Source organism: Aliikangiella coralliicola (assembly GCF_007004725.1).
GTDB classification, from domain to species: domain Bacteria; phylum Pseudomonadota; class Gammaproteobacteria; order Enterobacterales; family Kangiellaceae; genus Aliikangiella; species Aliikangiella coralliicola.
The window spans coordinates 227,463-250,010 of the sequence record NZ_ML660168.1 but is presented as its reverse complement, the minus strand read 5'-3'; the positions used below and the strand labels follow the sequence as shown (position 1 = coordinate 250,010).

General features: G+C 41.0%; 12 protein-coding genes. 8 read left to right on the top strand and 4 right to left on the bottom strand.

The window, feature by feature from the left end:
- Positions 1-6: 6 nt before the first annotated feature.
- Positions 7-936: a hydrogen peroxide-inducible genes activator gene (locus FLL46_RS20130; protein WP_142933152.1), complete on the bottom strand. Its 930-nt coding sequence runs from the start codon at positions 934-936 to the stop codon at positions 7-9.
- 711 nt (positions 937-1,647) lie between these two features.
- On the opposite strand from FLL46_RS20130, the gene FLL46_RS20125 reads away from it, so the two are divergent.
- Both FLL46_RS20125 and FLL46_RS20120 read left to right on the top strand, forming a co-directional pair.
- Positions 1,648-4,422 carry a TonB-dependent receptor plug domain-containing protein gene (locus FLL46_RS20125; protein ID WP_142933151.1) on the top strand — a complete coding sequence of 925 codons (2,775 nt, stop codon included), beginning with the start codon at positions 1,648-1,650 and terminating at the stop codon, positions 4,420-4,422.
- A 146-nt stretch (positions 4,423-4,568) separates the two neighbouring features.
- Positions 4,569-5,072, top strand: coding sequence for a GrpB family protein (locus FLL46_RS20120; protein WP_142933150.1), 504 nt, complete (start codon positions 4,569-4,571; stop codon positions 5,070-5,072).
- A gap of 267 nt (positions 5,073-5,339) precedes the next feature.
- On the opposite strand, the gene FLL46_RS20115 is transcribed toward FLL46_RS20120, so the two are convergent.
- From FLL46_RS20115 to FLL46_RS20105, 3 genes are all read right to left on the bottom strand, one after another.
- Positions 5,340-8,216 carry a TonB-dependent receptor plug domain-containing protein gene (locus FLL46_RS20115; RefSeq protein WP_142933149.1) on the bottom strand — a complete coding sequence of 959 codons (2,877 nt, stop codon included), beginning with the start codon at positions 8,214-8,216 and terminating at the stop codon, positions 5,340-5,342.
- 465 nt (positions 8,217-8,681) lie between these two features.
- Complete coding sequence (locus FLL46_RS20110; protein WP_142933148.1) at positions 8,682-9,470, bottom strand: hypothetical protein; 789 nt, start codon at positions 9,468-9,470, stop codon at positions 8,682-8,684.
- Positions 9,471-9,748: 278 nt separating this feature from the next.
- Positions 9,749-10,204 (bottom strand): winged helix-turn-helix domain-containing protein, encoded by a 456-nt coding sequence (locus tag FLL46_RS20105; protein ID WP_142933147.1) that lies wholly within the window; start codon positions 10,202-10,204, stop codon positions 9,749-9,751.
- Between the two features lie 645 nt (positions 10,205-10,849).
- Between FLL46_RS20105 and FLL46_RS20100 the strand changes: the two genes are divergently transcribed.
- From FLL46_RS20100 to pnp, 6 genes are all read left to right on the top strand, one after another.
- On the top strand, positions 10,850-13,738 hold the full coding sequence (locus FLL46_RS20100) for a TonB-dependent receptor domain-containing protein (RefSeq protein ID WP_142933146.1): 2,889 nt from the start codon (positions 10,850-10,852) through the stop codon (positions 13,736-13,738).
- Positions 13,739-13,901: 163 nt separating this feature from the next.
- Positions 13,902-15,539, top strand: coding sequence for a tetratricopeptide repeat-containing sulfotransferase family protein (locus FLL46_RS20095; RefSeq protein ID WP_142933145.1), 1,638 nt, complete (start codon positions 13,902-13,904; stop codon positions 15,537-15,539).
- A 35-nt stretch (positions 15,540-15,574) separates the two neighbouring features.
- The gene (locus tag FLL46_RS20090) at positions 15,575-16,543 is read left to right on the top strand and encodes a class I SAM-dependent methyltransferase (protein ID WP_142933144.1); all 969 of its coding nucleotides are present in this window, start codon (positions 15,575-15,577) and stop codon (positions 16,541-16,543) included.
- Positions 16,544-16,826: 283 nt separating this feature from the next.
- Positions 16,827-19,466, top strand: coding sequence for a TonB-dependent receptor (locus tag FLL46_RS20085; protein ID WP_246119365.1), 2,640 nt, complete (start codon positions 16,827-16,829; stop codon positions 19,464-19,466).
- Positions 19,467-19,684: 218 nt separating this feature from the next.
- The gene (rpsO, locus tag FLL46_RS20080; protein ID WP_142933142.1) at positions 19,685-19,954 is read left to right on the top strand and encodes a 30S ribosomal protein S15; all 270 of its coding nucleotides are present in this window, start codon (positions 19,685-19,687) and stop codon (positions 19,952-19,954) included.
- A gap of 375 nt (positions 19,955-20,329) precedes the next feature.
- A complete protein-coding gene (gene pnp / locus FLL46_RS20075; protein WP_142933141.1) occupies positions 20,330-22,486 on the top strand; it encodes a polyribonucleotide nucleotidyltransferase in 2,157 nt (718 codons plus the stop codon).
- The last annotated feature ends 62 nt before the right edge of the window (positions 22,487-22,548 follow it).

Genomic DNA, 22,548 nt, shown 5'->3' with positions numbered 1-22,548 from the left:
CCGTTGTTAGCGCTCTAACTTCAAAGGGAGTAGATCAACTTGAGCTGCCAGGGCTTGTTGTAATGACTCAGCAATGACTTTGACAGCCTCTTTACGCGGAAAACTTGAACGCCATGCTAAAACAATGCGTCTTTTAGGCACTGGTTCGGCAAAGGGTCTTGAGTCTAAACCCGGGTAGTCGGTTTGTTTGGCTAATGCGGTAACAGGCATCACCGTTATGCCTAGCTTCATTGCAACCATGTGGCGAATTGTTTCTAAAGAACTGCCAACGACCCAATCATCGACGCTACTTGTTGGTGAGCTGCAAGTCGGGCATGCGGCGATTACTTGATCACGAAAACAGTTGCCTTTACCCAGCATTAGTAGATCTTTGCTGGGCACATCGTTGACTTTTATTTCAGGCATTTCGCCAAACGGGTGGCCTTCATAAAAAAGCGGCATAAAATCTTCATCATAGATTTCAAGGGTTTCTATGGCCGGATCTGAGAAAGGTAATGCAAGAACTGCGATATCGATTTCAGCTTTGAGTAGCTTTTTTCGCAGGTTTTCAGTGTAGTCTTCGTCAATGTGCAAAGGCATTTCCGGGAAATGCTGGCGAATGTAAGGGATAAGTGAGGGAAACAGGTAGGGTCCAATAGTAAAAATTGCGCCAATTTTTAAAACACCTTCCAGGGGATTTTTTTGCACCGTTTTCAAATAAGTCAGCTTTTCTGCCTCTTCGATGACCTTTTGGGCTTGCTGAACCACGGTTTCTCCTTCAGGAGTCACCTCAACCTGGCGTTTGCCCCGCTGGAATATGGTTATTCCAAGTTCTTCTTCCAGTTTTCTGATTGCGATGCTCAAACTGGGCTGACTGACATGGCAAGAGTCTGCCGCTTTACTAAAGTGCTGTGTTTGAGCGACAGCGACAACATATCTCAATTCGTTAAGAGTCATAGTTGATTTATAGAGTTAGTGTTTTTTGATATGATAAAACTATAATGGACTTACTGCAATCTCTAAATTCAATTGTTTTTTGCCAGAAGAAAACCAGCTAATTTTTATTTATTTAAAATTGAATAAATCTTTTAATTTCTTGTTATTTCCGTAGCGTAAACTCATTATCAAATAAAAATATTTCATTTAGAAATATTCGATTTTTGCGATGACAATCTAGCCCAATTCTAGTTCCATAATTTTTGTGAATAAAATATTTTGCCGATATAAATTCAATAATTATTCAATAATTTTTTTCAATCTAAAAATCATAAAATTAATTTTTGTTCATCATCTAAATTATTAATTGAGGATTTTGAATTGTGCGTAATTTAGCCTATTTATAGCGATTTATTAAAAAACTGTTGATATGTTAATCAAAATTTTAGCTGAAATTTTTATTGCAAATTGAAATGAATTTTTTCCACATCGGCTTTTGTGAATAGTAATTTCTATTTAGGTAAAGCTTTATTCAATGATTACTCAATGTAAATTCAATATGTTTGAACTTGTTAGACCAAGATATATTTAGTTTTATATAGCTTGCTTGGATTCAGTAAATAAAAAAAGAAAAGCATAAACATAATAAATAAAAGTAGTCGAGTTATGACAGGCAAATAACAAATCTCACATTAGGGATTTAACTCAACTGAAGTCTCATGAGGAAAAAAAATGAAAGTACATAATTACTCACCAATTTCAAAAGCAGTACGTTCAAGTATTGCTGCACTTGGAATTGCTATTCTCGCTGTTCCGGGAGTACAAGCAGCGGAAGAAAGTGAAGACGATCAAAAAATTGTAATAACAGGTAGTCGAATTAAAAGAATCGATGCACAAGGCGCGTCACCTGTTGTTGTTATCACTAGAGAAGATATGGATAACCAAGGTTATTCAACCTTACAAGATGCATTGGACTCTTTGGCACAAAACACTGGTGGTTCAGTAGACCAAAGTTTCACATTCGGGTTTGTACCTGGTGCATCATCAGTTAACTTGCGTGGCTTCGGTAACGGTCGCTCATTGACCTTGATCGATGGCAAGCGAATTCCCATTTATCCAGTAGCGAATTCTGGAACCAGTAACTTTGTTGATTTATCAGCGATTCCGGCATCAATGATAGAAAGGGTTGAAATTTTGACCGATGGTGCATCGGCTATTTACGGATCTGATGCAATTTCTGGTGTAATCAATGTTATCACCCGAAAAGATTTTGAAGGAACCGAAGTTTCTGTACGCTTAGGCGATACGTCTGACGGCGGCTATCAAAATGAACGTGTTTCTGTTGTTGCTGGCGCAACTAGCGGTAAAACAACTGTGAACGTTATAGCAGAATATCAACATAACGATGAACTGGCGGCAAGCCAGCGAGATTATGCTGCTTCAGATCTTGCTAACCCAAGAGGTGTGTTAAGTTCTGGTGGTGCAAGTTTCCAAGCTGTTAACCCTGACTTTTCAACTGAAACTATCGCCTACCCACTTTGTGGTGATCCAAATGATCCACTAGGTAGCAGATTGGTTAATACCGGAATTCCTGGTGATTTCTGCCGCTACAACCGAACTCAGCATCGCCAATTGTTCCCTGAGAATGAGCGCGCAGCCTTGTCGGTAAGAGTCGATAGAGAATTCACGCCAGACTTGAGTGGATATGTTCGTGCAGGTTTCTCGACTTATGAAACTCGAACAAATCTTGAGCCAAACTACTACAATGCGTGGTGGGGCGGACAGCAGCCAGGAAGTAACTTGACAACTGTTGCTCCTTCAGCGGCGGGTACAGTGTTAGCTGGTACTGATTTTGGATTTTTAGCAGATGGTTCTCCAGATTATATTTGGGGTCTTGTTCCTGCTGGTTCCGCTAACAACCCAACAACTGGAACTGCAAATGAGCGTGATGGTTTCTTCCGTCGTCGTTTATTTGAGTTTGGAGACAGAACTGGTCAACTTCGTAATGATGGCGTTAATGTCCTGATTGGTCTTGAAGGAAGTTTCGGTGATGCAATGTACGATTGGGAAGCTTCTATTAGTTACAATAAAATTCGTTTTACTAATAAACGACGTAACATTATTAGCTCATCGTTCAACAATGCTGTGACCAACGGGTTGGATTTATTCCAGATTATTCCGCAGTCAGTGATTGATAGCGTTAGTTTTGATTCACTTCGTGAAGCAGAATCTGACAACTTCAGTGCGGACTTCCAGATTTCTGGCGAGCTACCTTTTGAGCTAAGTGGCGGTAATGCCCAGTTCGCGGTGTTCTCAGATTTTCAGCGTGAAAGTTTCTTTAATACAGCTGATCCAATTTCACTAGCTGGTGATGCCTTTGATGGTAGTTCAGCTGGCGCGGGTGAGAGAGATCATACCGGCATAGGTTTTGAGATTGCGTTACCTGTGACGGATCAATTAGAAGTTGATATTGCTGTAAGACATGATAACTACGATGATGCGTCTGAAACAGGAAGCGCAGTAAGTCCTCGTATCGCTGTTACTTATCGACCAATTGAAGAGTTGATGCTGCGTTTCACCGCCGGTGAAAGTTTCCGTGCCCCTGATATGCAACGTTTATTTGGCGCGACGACTTCAGCATTCCAAACTGTAAATGATCCTAACTTCTGTTTAGATCCAAATAATCCTGGTGTAAGAATTCCAATTGCTAACGCATTCTGTTCTACCGCAGCGGCAGCAGTCTGGAGAGAACAATCTGTTCCATTGACAACTGGATCTAACATTGCGCTACAAGAAGAAGAAGGTGAAAACTATAACTTCGGAATTGTTTGGCAAGCAACGGATGATCTCGATTTCAGCATGGATATTTACAATATCAGACTTGAGGAAATTGTTAATACACCAACTCCTCAATTCATTATTGATAGCTGTGATCAAAACGGGATTTTCTGTGAGAACATTTCACGTAACCCACAAGGTGTTTTGGCAAATATCGCCGCAACAGCTCGTAACTTGTCATTCCAGGAAATTCTGGGCGCTGACTTTACAGTAAACTATAAGTTGACTACGGAACAAGCTGGTGAATTTAAGTTCAAGGGTGAGTTGGCTTACGTTGATTCATTTGAAACTCAGTTCAATGAAACCTCTCCTGTAGTTGAAAATACGGGTATCGCGACTCAACCTGACTATCGTTTCAACCTGACGGTTGATTGGACTAGAGATAACTGGGGAGCGACGGTTCGTTATGTTTGGGTAGATGAAATGTGCGGCGTTAATGGTGTTAACTGTACTGCTGATGAGTTTATCGATACTTATGCATTAACTAATATCAGTGGTCGATATGATTTCGGCGACGCGGGCAGAGTAAGCCTTGGTATTAACAACGTGTTTAACGAAGACCCAGCAGAAGATCCGACCAATAATAACTGGCCTTGGTTCTTCAACAATGGTGGTTATTCTAACCCGATTGGCAGAGAGTACTCAGTTACTTACACTGTTTCTTTCTAACTTCTTAAGTTAGTCAGTTAGCCATTTAAAAGCCTCATCTTTGATGGGGCTTTTTTTATTTCATTTATTAAGTGATCGACATTTGTAAAAGTAATCAGGTATTGAGGTGTTACTATTATGATTAATAGAAATTACAGTAGAAAGCGATGATATCAATACTAGAATACAACCCTGATTGGCCTGATATGTTTGATGAAGAGAGACGCTTTATAGGCTCCTTACTCGAAGATTTCATTCACGGAACCATTGAACATGTTGGAAGTACAGCTGTTAAAGGGCTGGCTGCAAAACCTGTTATTGATATCATGGTAGGTGTAAAAACTCTTGAATCTTCAAAAAAAGCGATACAAATAATGGAAGTCAATGGCTATTGTTATCATCCCTACAAAGGCGATGTAATGCATTGGTTTTGTAAGCCATCCCCCGAAATCAGGACGCACCACCTTCATCTTGTTCCTTTTGAAAGTAAATTGTGGTTTGAGAGATTGGCATTTCGCGACTACTTGCGTTCTCATCCCATCGTTGCCCAAGAATATGCAGCCTTAAAACGTCAGCTTGCGAGAGAATCTAATGGCGATAGAGAAAAATACACGCGAGAAAAAACATCGTTTATCTGTGACGTTTTAAAGCTGGTATCTGCAAATAATTAGGGTAGCTTAGCTTAACGCCCTTTACAGACGAAGCCTTATTTGATTGGAATGATTTTCTTATATTGATATTTGATAAATCGTTGAGTGAATCAAAGTCTGTAGGAGAGCTCTTCACGCGGGTAGTTTGTAGTTAAGCTAAGTCGAAAAGACATTCTATTGACAGCAGCGGCCTAGAGTCCAGAGTGTTTCATCAAAGCAACAAAAAAGCCGATTAACATTCGCTAACCGGCTTTTTGTACGTTTCTTAAAAACGCTTAACCTAAGTGATTATTCTCCGAAAGCATAATCAAACTGCAAGCTATATTCGCGACCATAACCGTCATACTGACCTGTTTGGTAGTATGGGTAGGTGTTGAATGTAGAATCTTGCTGAGGATTTTCATCCAGTAAGTTCTTAACAAATAAACCTACTTTCAAATCATCAGTTGCTTGATAGGCAACAGAAAGGTTATAGGTTGTAACTTCACAACATCTGTCTGTTTCTGCCCAGTTTGGAACAGAACCAGTGTAGTGAGCAAACAATGTTGTGCTCCAGTCATCGATTTTCCAGTTAGCAGACACATTAACCTGACTTCTGAAGTCAAAGAACTGTTTGTGGTGACGTCTGTCACGAACTTCGTCGCCGGCAAACTGCTGGTCTTCGTCAGAATCAGTAATGTTGTAGTTCACTCTGAATGCAAAATCACCGATTGAGTCAGTAACAAGTCTGTAGTTATAAGCGACATCAAAACCTGAAGTTTCACGAAGTGCAGCGTTAATAGGGCCAGTAACAATTGAGTCAATGAACTCTTGTGTAATTGTGCCGTTAGCTGTATTTCGTGTGATTAAACTTAGTACATTTTGACATTCTGCAGAATTAATATCGACAGAGTTACCACCTGTTGTTACACCAAGTCGGCAATCAGCCTCAACTTCTAACAAACTTGCTCTGCTTCGATCACGTACCGCGTTTTCAAGCTTAATTTGGTAGTAATCAACTGTTAGACTCATGTCATCGGTAAAGTCAAAAACAAAACCGATAGTTGCTGATTCGCCTTCTTCCTCTTCAAGGAAAGTTGAACCCTGGCGAGCACCTTCAATGTTGTAGGTTCCGTCTAAACCAACACCATCTACACTTGCATTGAGTGTACAAAGGTTGTAATCGAGATTTCCGTTAGGTAGTGTGATTTCAGCTAATTGATCACGACGACATAAATATTGGTCTGTCACGTTTGCGAAGTAACCACTCGGTGCAGCGTATACGTAATGCATGTCTGGCGCGCGGAAACTGGTTGAATAACTTCCTCTGATTAATAGGCTTTCAATCGGACGATACTCTAACCCAATATTAAAAGTTGTGGCGTCGTCAACATTGGTCTCGTCGTCATATTTATCCCAGCGAGCTGCAAAGGTGGCTTGCAAATCTTCAGTTAAAGGAACTTTAAATTCAGCGCCAAGTGCATATCGGTCACGCTCACCGCCACCGCCTGTTCCGGTAAATCCGAACCATTCGCCGTTGATTAATTTTGGATCAAGATTAATTTCATATTCTTGAGTTGCTGCTTCAACGACTAACGCTAAACCGGCAGAACCCGCAGGCATTTCGAAAATATCTTCGTTGGTTAATACCAATGTTGTCGAGACATTTTTAGAGTCCGCTGTGGTTTTGTCGATACCAGTAATAGAATCATATTCTGCGGTGGTTAGCGGTTGATAAAGTCTGGATATGTCAGCGTTGAATACGTTCCATGTTCCTTGGCCGAAGTTTGCTGTTCCTTGTTGCGCACCTAAAAAGAAAGCATCTGCAGTGGCAGCATCAATCAAACGACGTTTTCTTGTTAAGTCGTATTGTGAAATGCTTAAAGAAGCTTCGTAGTCAAACCCACCAAAAAATTCACCATTAGCACCAATGGTAATGTCAATTGCTGTTTCTGAAAATCTATTATCGTTATTCGATGTTTCTTCAGGTGTAATAAGCCTTTGCCAGTATTCTGGTCGACCACCTATTCCTGCTAAATCGGGAGAAGCGGAATTTAGGAAGTAGTTATCTCCGATACCTGATTCGCCAGAATAAGCCCAATAGGTAGTTCCTGTATTAAATTCGGTTCTTGAGTCGGTTACCACCATAGTCGCGAATAACTCGTGAGAAGAGTTTAATTCGTATGATAAATTTAAGTAGCCTGTTACGTTGTCTTTCGCGTTACGGATACTACTAAAACCTATGTCATAAGCGGTCCCACAGAAATTACCCGCGCCTGGTCGTGTTGAATACTCGATAGTGCCGTTTGCTAAATGTGAAAGTGTGTCACAAGTTGCTTGGCCTGGGTCAATATATCGAGAGCCATCACCATCAATATCAAATGGATCTAGAACGAGAAACGAGCGAGAGTTTACTGGAGTTGATATACCATTGATCACATCAGGATTGTCAAGAATAGAGTCCATATAGTCTCTGTCACTTGCCATTATTGGTTCACGATTAAACAACTCTAGTCCGTATACCATATTTAGTTTGTCAGTTTGATGTCCACCAACAAGTTGGAATCTGTAGCTTTCGCCACCACCATCGGAGGTATCTCCGAAGCGTGCTGTAGCATGCAGACCATCGACTTCGTCTTTCAATATGATGTTAAATACGCCTGCTATTGCATCTGAACCGTAGATTGCTGAAGCGCCTGATGATAGAACCTCAATTCTTTCGATCATAACTGAAGGGATATTAGCAACATTGACGATGTTACTTTGACCGTTAAATGGAAGAGGGTAATCTGCCATTCTTCTACCGTTAACCAACGTCAGCGTTCTACCTGCGCCGAAGGAGCGAAGGTTTAGAGAGTCAGCGCCCTGTGTGAAAGTACCGCCGTCTTGAGCTCCTTGATTGGAACCATTAACTTGAGTCAGTGCTTTTAAAGCTTCAAATGCCGTTGTAAAACCATTGGCTTCAATTTCTTCGGCAGTAATGATGTGAACCGGTGCTGCGCCTTCAACATCAGTTCTGCTTAAACGTGATCCTGTAACGATAATCTTGTTATCGTCACTTGCGGCTTCATCTTCTTCTGCAGCTTGGATGGATGCGACATTAAATGCCATCATTCCAGCCGCCGCATAAAGTGCACTTTTTAGTGCATACGACAAAGGCTTTATTTTGAATAATTTCTTCTTCATTGATTGATTTACCCTAATTTAAGAGGTTGTTATCTTTTTATTTGGGAACAGACAGGCAAGTAAAAATTGCTCGTAATTTCCGCAGGCGGTATCAAAGCAAAAAAACAACTAATTGAATATTGAACCGGTGTTGAAAAATTATTGAATTTTGGTTTTGAGATAATTTATGTGATTTTTTGAACAAAAAGTAAACTTATCTAGGGGGGTCAAGGTAAATATTGCATATAAAAATTATTGAATTAAATTTTAAATTTTTGATCTTTTTTTGTTAATAAATGACTGAAACATTTTTAAATATTTACGCAATATATTTTCAATTTAAATTCAACCGGGGTCCTATTGTTTATCAGGGTGGAAAAGTGGTTTCATAGAGGGGTAGCATTATTGCTACATCCCTGGTTGTAAACCCTCTATGATCTGCCGATCCGAGGGTTTTTTTTTATTCAGAATTCCATGTCAAAGTATTTATTCATACCCCAGTATTTTTCTTAAACCCGGCGCAGCAAATTCGACCATTTGTTTTTGCGTTTCAGGTAGTTCATTAGGAATATCAAATTTTTTCCCAGATAGATTCTCTCTCGCAGTACCGCTTTGTTTTCTGTCGGAACCTACTTTTATTCGCTCTTTCCAATCAGGAGGAAGCTCTCCCATTTCACAGGCATCGAATAAACCCTGAAAATAGTCCTTAGCTTGCGGGGAGTCCAGATTTTTTAGATGCTGAATAATATCTTCAAATTTTACCAGCTCAGTATGAGTCCCCAACCAGGAGACTGCGTTATGTGTATAAATTTCCTGCAGCGTCGGTGCTTTCTGGTAAATTCCAAAAATCATCATGTTCAGTACTTGTTCTACTGATATTTTGCCACTCTTCAAATGCTCCAGATTACCTTGAAATGTATCTGACAGAAAAAATCTCGCTCGGGCCAAAACCCAACTGTAGGGATCGCGGACGATGATGAGTTGTTTGACCTGATGAGTTGCTGTAGCTGAGTCGTCTGAAAAAAGTAAATGTCCCCAACTTAAATAGGGGTTTTGTGTTGAAAATGCAGCCAGATGTTGATTTAAGACTGGAATCTGAATAAATGTCTGGTGATATTGCTGCGAAACAGGAACAAACATTCTAAAAATATTTCTGATGAGGTGTGTACCACACTTAGGGACCGAATTAAGAAAAACGGGGTGTTTAAGCGGCTTTTGTTCATAATTCTGATTTAGTTCATTGAGGTTGTCTTGTTTTGCGACGATTCTAGGCATGAGCTCCCCTAACATTAATTACTAATCTTGCGGTGTGATTAAACTAGGCTAAGCCTATAGAAAATAAAGGTATAAATCGAGGATTAATAAGGCTGAATCTAAAGCCTGACCGTTTTCGAGCATGACTGGAGTAACTGAAAAACGGCTATTTCACATATCAGATGTTGTATAAAATTGGGTGTAAGTTAAAGAAATTGAAGGGATTTTTGCGTAGTGAGCACATGCAGCGTTGTGACGCCACACATGCTGTAGCTTTCGAGCTAACCGATGATAATTCCTTAGCCGATTGTGTATCTTACTTCAATCTTGGAATTATCAATTTGATTGTAGCTCTGGTTAAACACATCCAAACCTTGAGTGGGCGTTATGCTCTGCATCGCCGAATCGGCGCTAAATACATCGTTTTCCTTTTGCAAGATATAGCCTTTCTTGGGCAGAGTGATGATTTTTGCAGGGATGTTGTAACTTTTGAGTATTCTGCGCAGATGGCAGATAGCATGAGTTAGTCCCTGTTCGCCTGTATAGTTATTGCCTCGCCAGATATCTTTGACTAGAGACTCTCTCAGCACCAATTTATTCGGTTGCCTGGTGAGCTCGATTAATACTAACCAAAGTTTACTGCGTAACCGAACAAAGCCGTGTTTGGTTTGTAATGTCTGGGTTTCCGGATCTAATAAACATTCACAAAAGCGAATTGCTGTCTGGTTCAAATCCCTGGGCTCTATAGCATTCATATCAATTATTCTCTGTTATCAGAATAAGCGGATGGTAAGTTCGCAAGTATCTACGAACTTGTTCGTATTAAACAACGAATGACTTCGTAATTCAAGACTATTTTAGGTGCAATTAGCCTTTGAATGTTTTTCCAAATGTTTCAAATTATTTTTCGTCCACTTAATTAGTCGAGAAAATTTAAAATGTATTGTTCTAACTTGTTAACAATTTCTATGAGTGTGGGACAATTTTCCCACTTAAGGGAGGTTTGACTTTATTTGCTGCTTTTTTAAGAAGTTCTAATCTCCGCAAGAGTTTTTTTTTGCGAAAAAAACTAGGTTTTTGAAAAAGTTACAGAAATAGTATTTCGTTTTTTAATAGTTTTGCCAAAATGTCGTTGGCCATAAAAATAGGTTTTTTGTTGGAGTAATTCAATAAATATTCAATGCCGAAAGGCTTGTTTGAAATACCCTAATCTAGTTTTATGGAAATGCAATATTTTTCAACATTTTTCAATATTGCTAATTAGTATGTTTCTTTCACAAGTAGGGGTAGTTCAAAAAGTTATATACCATGTTGTATATCTGTGATTGAGATAAAAAATTGCCTAACAAACACAATAAACAGCTCATAAAATGAGCTAAAAATTTGATGGGAGTAAGACTATGTTAGTGAGTAATAAGCATAGCAAGCTGTCTAAAGCAATTCGCTTTGCGCTTGTTTGCGGTACCCTAAGTAGTGCTTCTTTTGCGGCGAATACATTTGCTGCTGAAACAGAGGCTGAAGAAGACGAGGAATCTCAAAAAATTGTAATAACAGGTTCCAGAATTAAAAGAAGTAACCTGATGACTGCTTCGCCAGTCACAACTGTTGGATCAGAAGACTTTACCATTCGTGGTATTACCAAAGTAGAAGACCTACTGAACGAACTTCCCCAGGTATTCCCCGGTCAAGTATCAGGAACCGCTAACGGTGCTGTTGGTACTGCGACTGTAGATTTAAGATTCTTGGGAGCTCAAAGAACTTTAACTTTAATCGACGGCCGACGTTTACCAACGGGTTCTCCGAAGGTTGATGGCGCGGGCGCTGATATTAACCAAATCCCTGCTGCGCTGATTGAGCGTGTTGAGTTGTTAACGGGTGGATCATCAGCAACTTACGGTTCTGATGCGATTGCCGGTGTAATCAACTTCATTATGAAAAGGGACTTTGAAGGCGTTTCTGTTGATTATCAATACAGCTTTTATCAACATGACAACGACAATAGCATGATTCAAAACCTGGTAACGACTTCAGGATTTGAAACGGCTGACGGCAGCGTTTCTGACGGTGATACCCATGACTTTTCTATTTTGATTGGTGCAAACAGCGCTAACGGAAAAGGCAATGTAACCGCTTATGCAACAATTCGAGACATTGAGGCGATTACTCAAGATTCTCGTGATTACAGTAGCTGTGCGCTAGATTTGGATGCCAATAACAACTTGGAATGTGCCGGTTCGAGTACGATTCCTAATACCCGTGTAACCGATTTTGCGGGCGGTTTTGACTTCCAGGTTGCTGGAACTGATTTCGTTCCGTTTAACTCACTTTATAACTATGGACCTTTGAACCACTTTCAACGGCCTGATCAACGTCGAACTGCTGGTGTTTTCGCACATTATGAAATTAGCGATGATGCTGAAATGTACGCCGAGTTCAACTTTATGGACGATAAAAGTAATGCACAGATCGCACCATCAGGTGCTTTTTTCGTTACTAATACGATTCCATGTTCTAACCCGTTTTTGTCAGCACAACAATTTCAACAATTGTGTGGCCAATTTGGTTTGACCGCCGCAGATGTTCAAACTGCTTACGTCGGCCGAAGAAATGTTGAAGGTGGACCGAGAAATCACGACCTGAGACATACTTCATATCGTGGCTTGGTTGGTGTTAAAGGCGATATCAACGAAAGTTGGAGCTATGACGCCTTCACCAGTTATTCAACTGTTGTGATGAGTGAAGTTTACAACAACGATTTATCAACCACTAAAATTATCAGAGCGCTGAACGCGACTACCGATGCTAATGGCAACATCGTTTGTCAATCGGTTATCGACGGTAGCGATCCAAACTGTGTTCCATGGAACGTATTTGAAACCGGCGCTGTAACTGACGCAATGGTTAACTACCTGGTATTGCCTTTGTTTGCTACCGGTGAAACTGAGTCTAAGCAAACTGTCGCTTTCTTGAGTGGAGACCTAACTGATGCCGGTGTGGTCATGCCTGGTGCTTCTGATGGAGCTAGCATCGTTGTAGGTCTTGAGTATCGAGAAGATACATTGGACTATAACCCTGACCAAGGATTTATCTCTGGTGATGGTGCTGGACAAGGTGGGCCAACTTCTGTTGTTAGCGGTAAGTTAGATGTTAACGAAGTCTTTTCTGAATTCAGCTTACCAATTGTTGAAGACAGTGACTTTGCAAATTACATCACCGTTGACTTAGGTTATCGTTATTCAGATTACTCAACCGGTAAGACGACAGACACCTATAAAGTCGCGTTAGACTGGGAAGTGAATGACAGCTTGAAGTTCAGAGCAAGTTTCCAGAGCGCGACTCGTCACGCAAACATTCGTGAGTTATTTGAGCCGATTGGAATTGGTCTTTTCAATATGGACGAAGATCCATGTGCCGGCGCGACTCCAACCTACACTGCAGAACAGTGTGCTAGAACTGGGGTTACGGCAGATCGCTACGGAACTATCGCTGATAGTCCTGCGGGTCAGTACAATGGTTTAGAAGGTGGTAACCCTGATCTTGAGCCGGAAGAATCTGAAACCACTTCATTTGGTGTGGTATTTCAGCCGATGGAAGGTTTAGACGTTGCTTTAGACTATTTCAAAATCGATGTTCAAGATGCGATCGACACTATTCCAGCTGAGTTTATCCTGGAGAAGTGTGCTATCGATAATCTACCAGAGTTCTGTGCAATGATTAATCGTGGTCCTGCACAAACCTTGTGGGTTGGTCAAGATAACATTATTCAGAATAACCTGAATATCGGTTTCCTTGAAACTGAAGGGATTGACTTTGACGTTTCTTACGAATTTGAAATGGGTGAAAATGGTAAGTTGAACTTCAACTTATTAGGAACACATCTATTAGCATTTGATAAGAAACCAACGCCTGTATCTGACGTTATTGAGTGTGCCGGTTTCTGGGATCGAAATGCGTGTGAAAATCCACGACCTGAGTGGCGCTGGAATTTAGTGACTACCTGGGTAACGCCATGGGATATGAGCATTACAGGAACGCTTCGTTACTTCGGTGAAGTTGACGAGCTTAACAACGGCCCAACCGATCTAGATGCAGAAACTTATCTGGATGTGGGTGCAACCTGGGATGTGATGGATAGCACAACATTAAGATTTGGTATCAAAAACTTACTTGATGAAGAGCCACCTATCATTCCTAACGCACCATCTGGTGTCGGTAATGGTAATGCTTTCCCTGGGTCATACGACATTCTGGGACGCTATATCTTTGCTGGTGTAACTTACCGACTGTAAGTTGTTAGTTAGTAATAAGGAAAACCAGCCTTCGGGCTGGTTTTTTTATTGCTTCAATTTTGTCATACTCAATAGCCTTGATTTAGCTTAGTTGAAATTTGGCTTGCGCCATAAATAGATAAGTAGCCGCAGTTTGCTATTAAAATCTTTCAGGTTGACTAAAATGCAATATTCAGAATTTATCGAGCAACTCGATCAAGCAAAAAGACTGGCAAACCAAGGTCAGTATGATGCTGCAGAGTCTATTTACATTAGATTGCTTGAGCTGAAAGAACACCAGGAACAGGTTTTACAATTACAAGTTGAGCTCTTTCTCAATTCAAATCAAAACCAAAAAGCCATTCAGTGCCTCAGCGCGTTGGTTAAACTTAAGCCAGCTGAATTATTTTACTGTGATAGTCTGGCCAATGTACTACTAAGATTCAACCGGATCGATGACGCGATAAATTGCTATAAAAACTATTTAAAGTGCAATCCCGATAACGCAGATACCTACTTTAATTTAGCTATCATACTGAAGCAAAAAGGTGAGCTTTATGAGGCTGTGAACGCCTACCAACAAGCCTTGAAAAACAATATTAGTCAGCCAGAAGAGGTTTACAACAATATTGGTGTCATTTATTCAGAAATGAGAAAAAAACAGGAAGCAAAAGATTGTTTTGAAACGGCACTAAAAACTAATGGTAATTATCTTTCGGCGAAATTTAATCTAGCAGGATTACTCGAAGAGCAAGGACATAAAGAGAATGCGGTGGCACTTTACGAAGAAGTGCTTAAACAAGATCCTGGATATTTGAATGCTCTGGTCAGAATGAGTAACGCCCTGAGAATTTCTCGAGCGGATGATCCAATCATTAAAAAATTAAAACGCGCTTCAAGAAAAATCAACGTCGATCCATTAACACAAGAAGGTTTGATGTTTTCTCTTGGTAAAGTACATGATGATTGTGGTCAATATGATGACGCCATTCATTATTATCATCGTGCGAATGAATTGAGCCGAAAACGAGTACCTCAGTATAAACATCAAAATCATGAAGTTTATCTTAGTGATTTGATGAAAACATTTTCGAGCGACTGGTTTGTTAGCCGAAACTCTGCGGAAAATGGTAAGGTGGTTTTTATATGTGGCATGTTCCGTTCAGGTTCCACTTTAGCGGAACAAATTCTTGCCGGACATTCAAAAATTACCGCGGGTGGTGAGTTATCGTATTTTCCAGAACTAACTGAAAACCGGTTGTCGCCTTTTCCCAGTTCGGTTGAAAAAATATCTGAAAATGATTTGGCAACATTGGCCCAGGAATATCGAGAACATTGCAATGCCCGTTTTCCTGATGCTGAACTATTAACTGACAAACGACCGGACAATTTTCAGTATTTAGGTTTGATCAAAAAGCTATTTCCAGAGGCAAAAATTATTCACACTGTCCGCAACAAACTTGATAATTGTTTGTCGATTTATTTTCAACAATTGTCAGAGCAGTTTCGTTATGCAAACTCATTAAGCGATATCAATCACTATTATACTCAATACCAACGATTGATGGACCATTGGAAAACTTTTTTTCATCATGATATTTACGATCTGAATTATGAAGAGTTAGTGAGTAAACCAGAAGAAACCGTGAGAAGCTTGCTTGATTTTTGTGGATTGGAGTGGGAATCTGGCTGTCTAGATTTTCATCAGCGGAACAACCAGGTTAAAACAGCCAGTTTGTGGCAGGTGCGGGAACCTTTATATACGAGATCGAGTGAACGATGGCGTCACTATGAAAAGCATCTTGAGAGTATCACACCGTAAGTTTATTAGATTAATTGGAAACACTGAGATAATTTATGACTGAAAACGCCGGGTCACTGGGTTGGGATAGCTACTGGTTGGACACTATAGAAAATGGTGCCTATCAGTCTGGTAGTGAATTACAAAAAACACTTGCGACAACCTGGAATCGTTTTTTTACCGAACAATTTTCGGTAAAGCCAGAGCAATTTAATTTGCTCGATATTGCTTGCGGCAATGGTGTTGTTACTGCAAACGCCATTGAAATAGCAACTAACCTGGATACTAATGTCAATTTTTATTGCGCGGATTTTAGTGAAGGCGCAATTAGCGCGATTAAATCACAATGGCCGACGGTGAACGCGAGTGTAGCGGATGCGCGCGAGCTTGCTTTTAACGATAAGCAATTTGATATTATTGTGAGTCAATTTGGAATTGAATATGCTGGCATTCAGGGAATAAAAGAAGCTGTCAGAGTTTTATCTGATTGTGGGATTTTAATGTTTGTAATGCATTTAAAGGGAAGTGGAATTTATCAAGAATGTAAAAATAATTTGAATATTATTAATGAATTTAAGGCTACAGAAGTTGTTCCATTAGCAAGAAATGCATTTGCAGCTGGATATGCTATTGTTAACCAAACAGGTTCTCAAAGAGATTTTCAGAACGCAGATATTTTGTTGGCACCTGCGGTTGAAGCGACCAAAAAACTTCTTGCGCCTGCGTCTAACACGACAGTCGGAAAAACTCTGGTGAAAATATTTCAGGATATTGGTCAGATGTATGGCAAGATGGAGCAATATTCCAGTGCCGACGTATTAAGTTGGTTTGACCGGGTCTCTGATGAATTAGATGCTTATGCAGAGCGACAAAACGCCATGTTAAGTGCTGCAATTACCGATTTAGATATTGCTAATATAACGGAGTTTCTTAATTCCAGTAGTGTTATCATCGACCTTTTTGAGCCCTTGCCTGGGCAAAGTGGGCAATCGATTGGGCAAATTTTATGTTGTCGTAAAAATTAGCGTCAATAGTTCGCTTGAGTCAATGGCTATTTTCTGATTACATAAGACCTTGAGGTTAAATGGAGAATTTAACTAATTTGTGGAGATTGGAATCCATCGACATTTCCAAAACTAATACCTGCACAGAGCAAAAAAATTTGTTATCGTATGCGCTCCGGGGCTATCAATATCGAATTTATTATTGATAATGTACAAAAAAATAGAACTAACGCAAAAACCTAGCAAATCATACAAAAAAACAAAGAAATTGCCTTTAATTGTTGGGGTAGCCTTTAGTTGTGTGATGCTTTCTGGTGCGTTATCGGCACAGGAAACGCCCAAAAATACAGAAAAAGACGATAAAAAAATCGTTGTCACCGGCACTCGCATAAAAAAAATAGACATTAACAATCTTTCACCAATTCTTTCTATCAGCCGCGAAGATATTGATAAACAAGGGTACGCCACTGTCAAAGATGTTATTGACGGGCTGACTCAAAACACGGGTGGAACTTTTGATAATTCTGCCACTTTTGGGTTTTCTCCCGGCGCATCATCGGTAAATTTACGCGGTATTGGGTTTGGCCACACGCTGGTGTTGGTTGATGGCAGAAGACTACCTATTTATCCAATAGGTATAGGCGGAACGAGCAACTTTGTTGATTTATCGTCGATTCCTATGGCCTTTGTTGAACGTATTGACGTATTAACCGATGGCGCGTCAGCTGTGTATGGCTCTGATGCGGTATCTGGTGTTATTAATATTATTACCCGTAAGGACATTGAAGGGATTGCCATGAATTATCGATTTGGCGATACCAGTGACGAAGGGTATGAAAATCATCGCTTCAATTTATTAACCGGCGCCAGAAATGGTGATACCCAAATCGACCTGATCCTTGATTTCTGGCGTCAAAAAGCCTTGTGGGCGTCCCAACGGGATTATGCAGCAAGCGATGTGTCCAATCCTCGCGGAGAATATAGCGGCGGTGGAGCGACATTTTACGGGCTAGATAGCGGTCAAACCTATCAACATCCGGATTGTGGAACGCCCAATGATCCATTGGGCGGGCTAGGCGTCCCCAATGTTGAGTTTAGCTTTTTTGAGCAGGGTGAAATCTGGTGTGGTTTTGACCGGTCAGCTTTTCGACAATTAATTGCGCCGCAAGATAGAAGCTCGCTAATGAGTCGACTGACTTACGAAGTGAGTCCTGAATTATCCTTCTTCGGCCGAATTGGTTTTTCAAATACGCAGACTGATGTACAACTTGAGCCGAACTTTTATGGTGGCGCTGTTTTTAATGGATTTGGCTCTGCAGTTGCGAACAATGGCGCAATTTTGCCACCGGGTGCCATTAATAATCCAACCACAGGAACGGCTTTCGAAGAGTCTGGAGTATTTGTCCGCAGGCTAATCGAGTTTGGCCCGCGCCAAATTGATATTGATAACAATGCTTATAACTTACTGGGTGGTTTGCAAGGTAGTTTTGGCGGTGGGCAATATGATTGGGAATTTGGTGTTTCCTATAATAAAACCGATTTAGACATCGATTCGAACAACATATTATTGAGCGCGCTCAATAGCGCCGTGGATAATGGCCTGGATTTGTTTCAACCGATTCCACAATCGACGGTCAATGCTCTAACTTTTACTGCAAACCGAAACTCCTATTCGTCAAACAGAGCGATTGATTTCTCGATTTCTGGTGATCTCGATATCGGTTTTGAAGCCGGCCCAATTCAATTTGCAGTTGCCGCTGAGAAGATCAAAGAAGAATACAGTGATCAGCCAGATCCGCTGGTTGCGCAAGGAGATGCATTTGATGGCAGTAGTTCAGGCCGAGGTGAAAGGAAGCATTTAGGCGTCGGCGGTGAATTAAGCTTCCCATTTAGTGACAATTTCGAACTGGATATTGCACTACGATGGGATGATTATGACGATGCATCAAGTGTTGATAGTGCATTTAGTCCAAGGGTTGCCATGGGCTATCGTCCAACGGACACAATTTTGACTCGCTTTTCCTGGGGGAAAAGCTTTCGAGCACCTGATATGCAACGTTTGTTCGGCGGCGCGACCAGGGCATTTGTCGATATCGTAGACCCGGAGTTTCAGATCGATAGTAATGGTGTCTTTTGTCCTGATCCCGATGCTGATCCAACTTGTAATCCTGCGCTAGTTCAATCGGTTCGGGTGACAACCTTGTCTAATATCGATCTGAACGAGGAAGAGGGTAGCAACGTTAACCTGGGGATTGTCTGGGAGCCAAATGAAGATTTGTCCGTTAGTCTGGACTACTTTCAAATAAAGCTTGATGAAGTGGTTGCGGCGCCTTCCGCTCAATGGATAGTCGCGGTTTGTTCTGAATTTGATGTGTTGTGTGAGTTTGTTAATCGGGATGCAATGGGAACTTTGAGTGGCGGCGGCGCATCGATTACAACACAAGCGATTAACTTTGCAGAACAAGATACCGATGGTGTTGATTTGTCCTTCAACTATGATTGGAGCAATCAAGCAGGAAAATGGTCCGCCTCACTGAATACTACCTGGGTGAGCAATTTCAAAACGAGATTTACACGAGATTCTGCTAAAGTTGAGCGAGTCGGTCTTGGTGAGTTACCGGAATATCGAATCAATTTAATGTTTGACTGGCGCTATCAAAACTGGGGCGCAACATTCAGAGTCAATTATATTGATGAGTTGGTAGGGCAGTTTTGCGCAGCCTGCGATGATGATGATTATATCGACTCTTGGACAACTTTTAGTTTAAATACCCGCTATTCATACTCTGAGTACACAAGAATACGTTTTGGAATCAATAACTTAACGAACGAAGAGCCACCTCAGGATCCCACTCAGGTTAACTGGCCATGGTTTTTCAATGGTGGCGGATATTACAATCCGATAGGGCGAGAGTTCTATTTACAACTTGATACCAGTCTTTGATTCAAATTCCAACGTCTACTTTTGGTCTTAAAAGCGGTGAGATCCTCAGCTGTGACGAAATAGCAAATCTCACATTTCTCCCTGATTTTACAGGGTAAAACTTGCCTGGCCCTATTGCCTCCTGTACAATTCGCCCGTCCTGACATGGCTGAATTAGTGATCGGCTGTGTTGTTTGTTAAGTCGTACTATTGAAGTAGTACTAATTGGAGTATTTTATATGTCACTAACTGCTGAAGCAAAAGCTAAGATTGTTGCAGAATATGCACGTGGTGAAGGTGATACTGGCTCTCCTGAAGTTCAGGTAGCTTTGTTAAGTCATCAAATCAATCACCTGCAAAGCCATTTCAAAGAGCACATTCATGACCATCACTCACGTCGTGGTTTGTTACGAATGGTTAGCCAACGTCGTAAATTACTTGATTACCTTAAAGGGAAAAATGTCGAAAGATACACTGCTCTGATAGGTAGCTTGGGATTACGTCGATAAGCGATGAATCTTTCAAAAAGGGGCCTTGTGCCCCTTTTTGTGTTCTTTTGGTAGCAAAACTTTTGCTTTATTAAATAAAAATGAACGTCTAGGTTATTCAATTAAGAAGTCACTAAAATTAATCAAGTTGCTTTTCACAAGGCCTTAATTGAATAGTCTAGACAAAAAATTAACCCAAGCTTGGAGATTTCATCAGGTCACACAGTATTTGCTGGTTTTATAGTTGTTAATTGAATTATTTCGCCACAAACATTTCTTTTATTATCCGTTGCTCAAATACCGAGCTTAATCAGAAATTTAGTGGAATGAGAAAAACAGCCAATCAGAGTGATTAAATTGGAACTGCCAAGTCAGAATATCAACAAAGGAAATAAAGTGAATCCTATAAAAAAATCATTTAAATTCGGTAATCATACCGTAACACTGGAAACCGGCGAAATTGCTCGCCAGGCATCAGGATGCGTAATCATTGATGTCGAAGGAACGACTATTTTAGTATCAACCGTTGGAAAAAAAGAAACCAAACCTGGGCAAGACTTTTTCCCACTGACCGTCAATTATCAAGAAAAGCGCTATGCTGCTGGTAAAATTCCCGGTGGATTTATCAAGCGTGAAAACCGACCATCTGACAGCGAGACGTTAACAGCCAGATTGATCGACAGACCGTTGCGTCCGTTGTTCCCGAAGGGGTTCAAAAATGAAGTTCAAATCGTTTGTACTGTAATCTCTATTAACCCACAAATCGATCCTCAATTAGTTGCATTACTTGGTGCTTCTGCGTCGTTATCTGTTTCTGGTCTGCCATTTAACGGGCCAGTAGGTGCTGCGCGCGTTGGTTATAAAAACGGCGAATACTTCCTTAATGGTACAGTTGATGAAATGGCTGAGTCTGAACTAGACCTCGCCGTTGCTGGTACAGAAAACGCGGTATTAATGGTTGAGTCAGAAGCGAAAGAGCTTTCTGAGTCTGTCATGCTAGGCGCGGTGATGTTTGGTTTCGCAGAAATGCAGGTTGCAATTAAAGCGATCAGTGAATTTGCAGAAGAAGTTGGTAAAGAGCAGTGGGATTGGCAGGCTCCAGAAGAAAATACTTCTTTAATTGAACAAGTTGAAGCCAATGCGAAAGACGCGATTACTGCAGCTTATGCTATCGCTGATAAAATGGAGCGTCAGGATAAGCTAAGTGAAATTAAAGAAGCCGCTGTTGCCGCTTTAGTTACCGATGCAGAAGATTCTCCGGCTGAAGATGAAGTCAAAGCTTCATTCTCAAAAATTGAAAAATCAGTTGTGCGTAGCCGTGTAATTGCCGGCGAGCCAAGAATTGATGGTCGTGAGCATGATATGGTTCGCGCACTATACATTCGCACTGGTGTTCTTCCAAGAACTCACGGTTCGGCTTTGTTTACCCGTGGTGAAACGCAGGCGTTAGTGGTTGCAACTTTAGGCACTGAAAGAGACGCACAGATTGTAGATGGACTACTGGGCGAATCAAAAGAGTCTTACATGCTGCACTATAACTTCCCACCTTATTGTGTTGGTGAAGCTGGATTTATGGGTGCGCCAAAGCGTCGTGAAATTGGTCACGGCAAGTTGGCCAAGCGAGGAACTCAAGCAGTGATTCCATCACAGGCTGATTTCCCTTACACGATTCGCGTTGTTTCAGAAATCACCGAATCTAATGGATCAAGCTCAATGGCGTCAGTGTGTGGAACCAGCTTGGCATTGATGGATGCGGGTGTCCCTGTAAAAGCGCCTGTTGCCGGTATTGCGATGGGACTGGTCAAAGAAGGCGACAACTACGTTGTTCTTTCTGACATTTTAGGTGACGAAGATCACCTTGGTGATATGGACTTTAAAGTGGCTGGTAGTGAGAACGGTATTACTGCGCTGCAAATGGATATTAAGATTGAAGGTATTAATCAGGAGATCATGGAAAAAGCGCTTCATCAGGCTAAAGGTGGTCGTCTTCATATCTTGAAAGTTATGAATGAAGCTATCGGTACTGCTCGTGAAGATATTTCTCCTTTTGCACCACGCATTACAACCATTAAAATCGATCCACAGAAAATTGGTGATGTGATTGGTAAAGGCGGCGCGACTATTCGCGGATTAACTGAAGAGACTGGCGCTACAATCGAAATCGAGGAAGATGGTACTGTTAAGATTGCAGCGGTTGAAAAAGAAGCCTCTGACCTTGCTGTACAGCGCGTAAAAGAATTGACTGAAGATGTTGAAGAAGGACGCGTTTACAAAGGTGTGATTGCTAAGATCGCTGACTTTGGTGCTTTTGTCGATTTCATGGGGAATAAAACAGGGCTTGTCCATATTTCTCAAATCGCCCATGAGCGTGTGAACAAGGTTTCGGATCACCTCTCTGTGGGAGATGAAATTGAAGTTAAGGTTCTTGAGGTAGACAGACAAGGTCGTATTCGTCTAAGCCGCAAAGTCCTACTTGATCCACCGGCACCTAAAGAAGAGCCAGCTCAAGAGTCTGAAGCGTCAGACAATGATGATGGTGCACAAGAATCTTAATCATTCAGATTTGTTTGATTACTGGATTTGATTGCCGAAAAAAGCCGCGTTAAACCGCGGCT

What these genes read in the sequence shown, in the direction of transcription:
- FLL46_RS20110 (WP_142933148.1), bottom strand. Translation starts at nt 9,470, where the DNA reads ATGCCTAGAATCGTCGCAAAACAAGACAACCTCAATGAACTAAATCAG.
- FLL46_RS20095 (WP_142933145.1), top strand. Translation starts at nt 13,902, where the DNA reads ATGCAATATTCAGAATTTATCGAGCAACTCGATCAAGCAAAAAGACTG.
- FLL46_RS20125 (WP_142933151.1), top strand. Translation starts at nt 1,648, where the DNA reads ATGAAAGTACATAATTACTCACCAATTTCAAAAGCAGTACGTTCAAGT.
- FLL46_RS20085 (WP_246119365.1), top strand. Translation starts at nt 16,827, where the DNA reads ATGCTTTCTGGTGCGTTATCGGCACAGGAAACGCCCAAAAATACAGAA.
- FLL46_RS20090 (WP_142933144.1), top strand. Translation starts at nt 15,575, where the DNA reads ATGACTGAAAACGCCGGGTCACTGGGTTGGGATAGCTACTGGTTGGAC.
- FLL46_RS20130 (WP_142933152.1), bottom strand. Translation starts at nt 936, where the DNA reads ATGACTCTTAACGAATTGAGATATGTTGTCGCTGTCGCTCAAACACAG.
- FLL46_RS20100 (WP_142933146.1), top strand. Translation starts at nt 10,850, where the DNA reads ATGTTAGTGAGTAATAAGCATAGCAAGCTGTCTAAAGCAATTCGCTTT.
- FLL46_RS20120 (WP_142933150.1), top strand. Translation starts at nt 4,569, where the DNA reads ATGATATCAATACTAGAATACAACCCTGATTGGCCTGATATGTTTGAT.
- FLL46_RS20115 (WP_142933149.1), bottom strand. Translation starts at nt 8,216, where the DNA reads ATGAAGAAGAAATTATTCAAAATAAAGCCTTTGTCGTATGCACTAAAA.
- FLL46_RS20105 (WP_142933147.1), bottom strand. Translation starts at nt 10,204, where the DNA reads ATGAATGCTATAGAGCCCAGGGATTTGAACCAGACAGCAATTCGCTTT.
- rpsO (WP_142933142.1), top strand. Translation starts at nt 19,685, where the DNA reads ATGTCACTAACTGCTGAAGCAAAAGCTAAGATTGTTGCAGAATATGCA.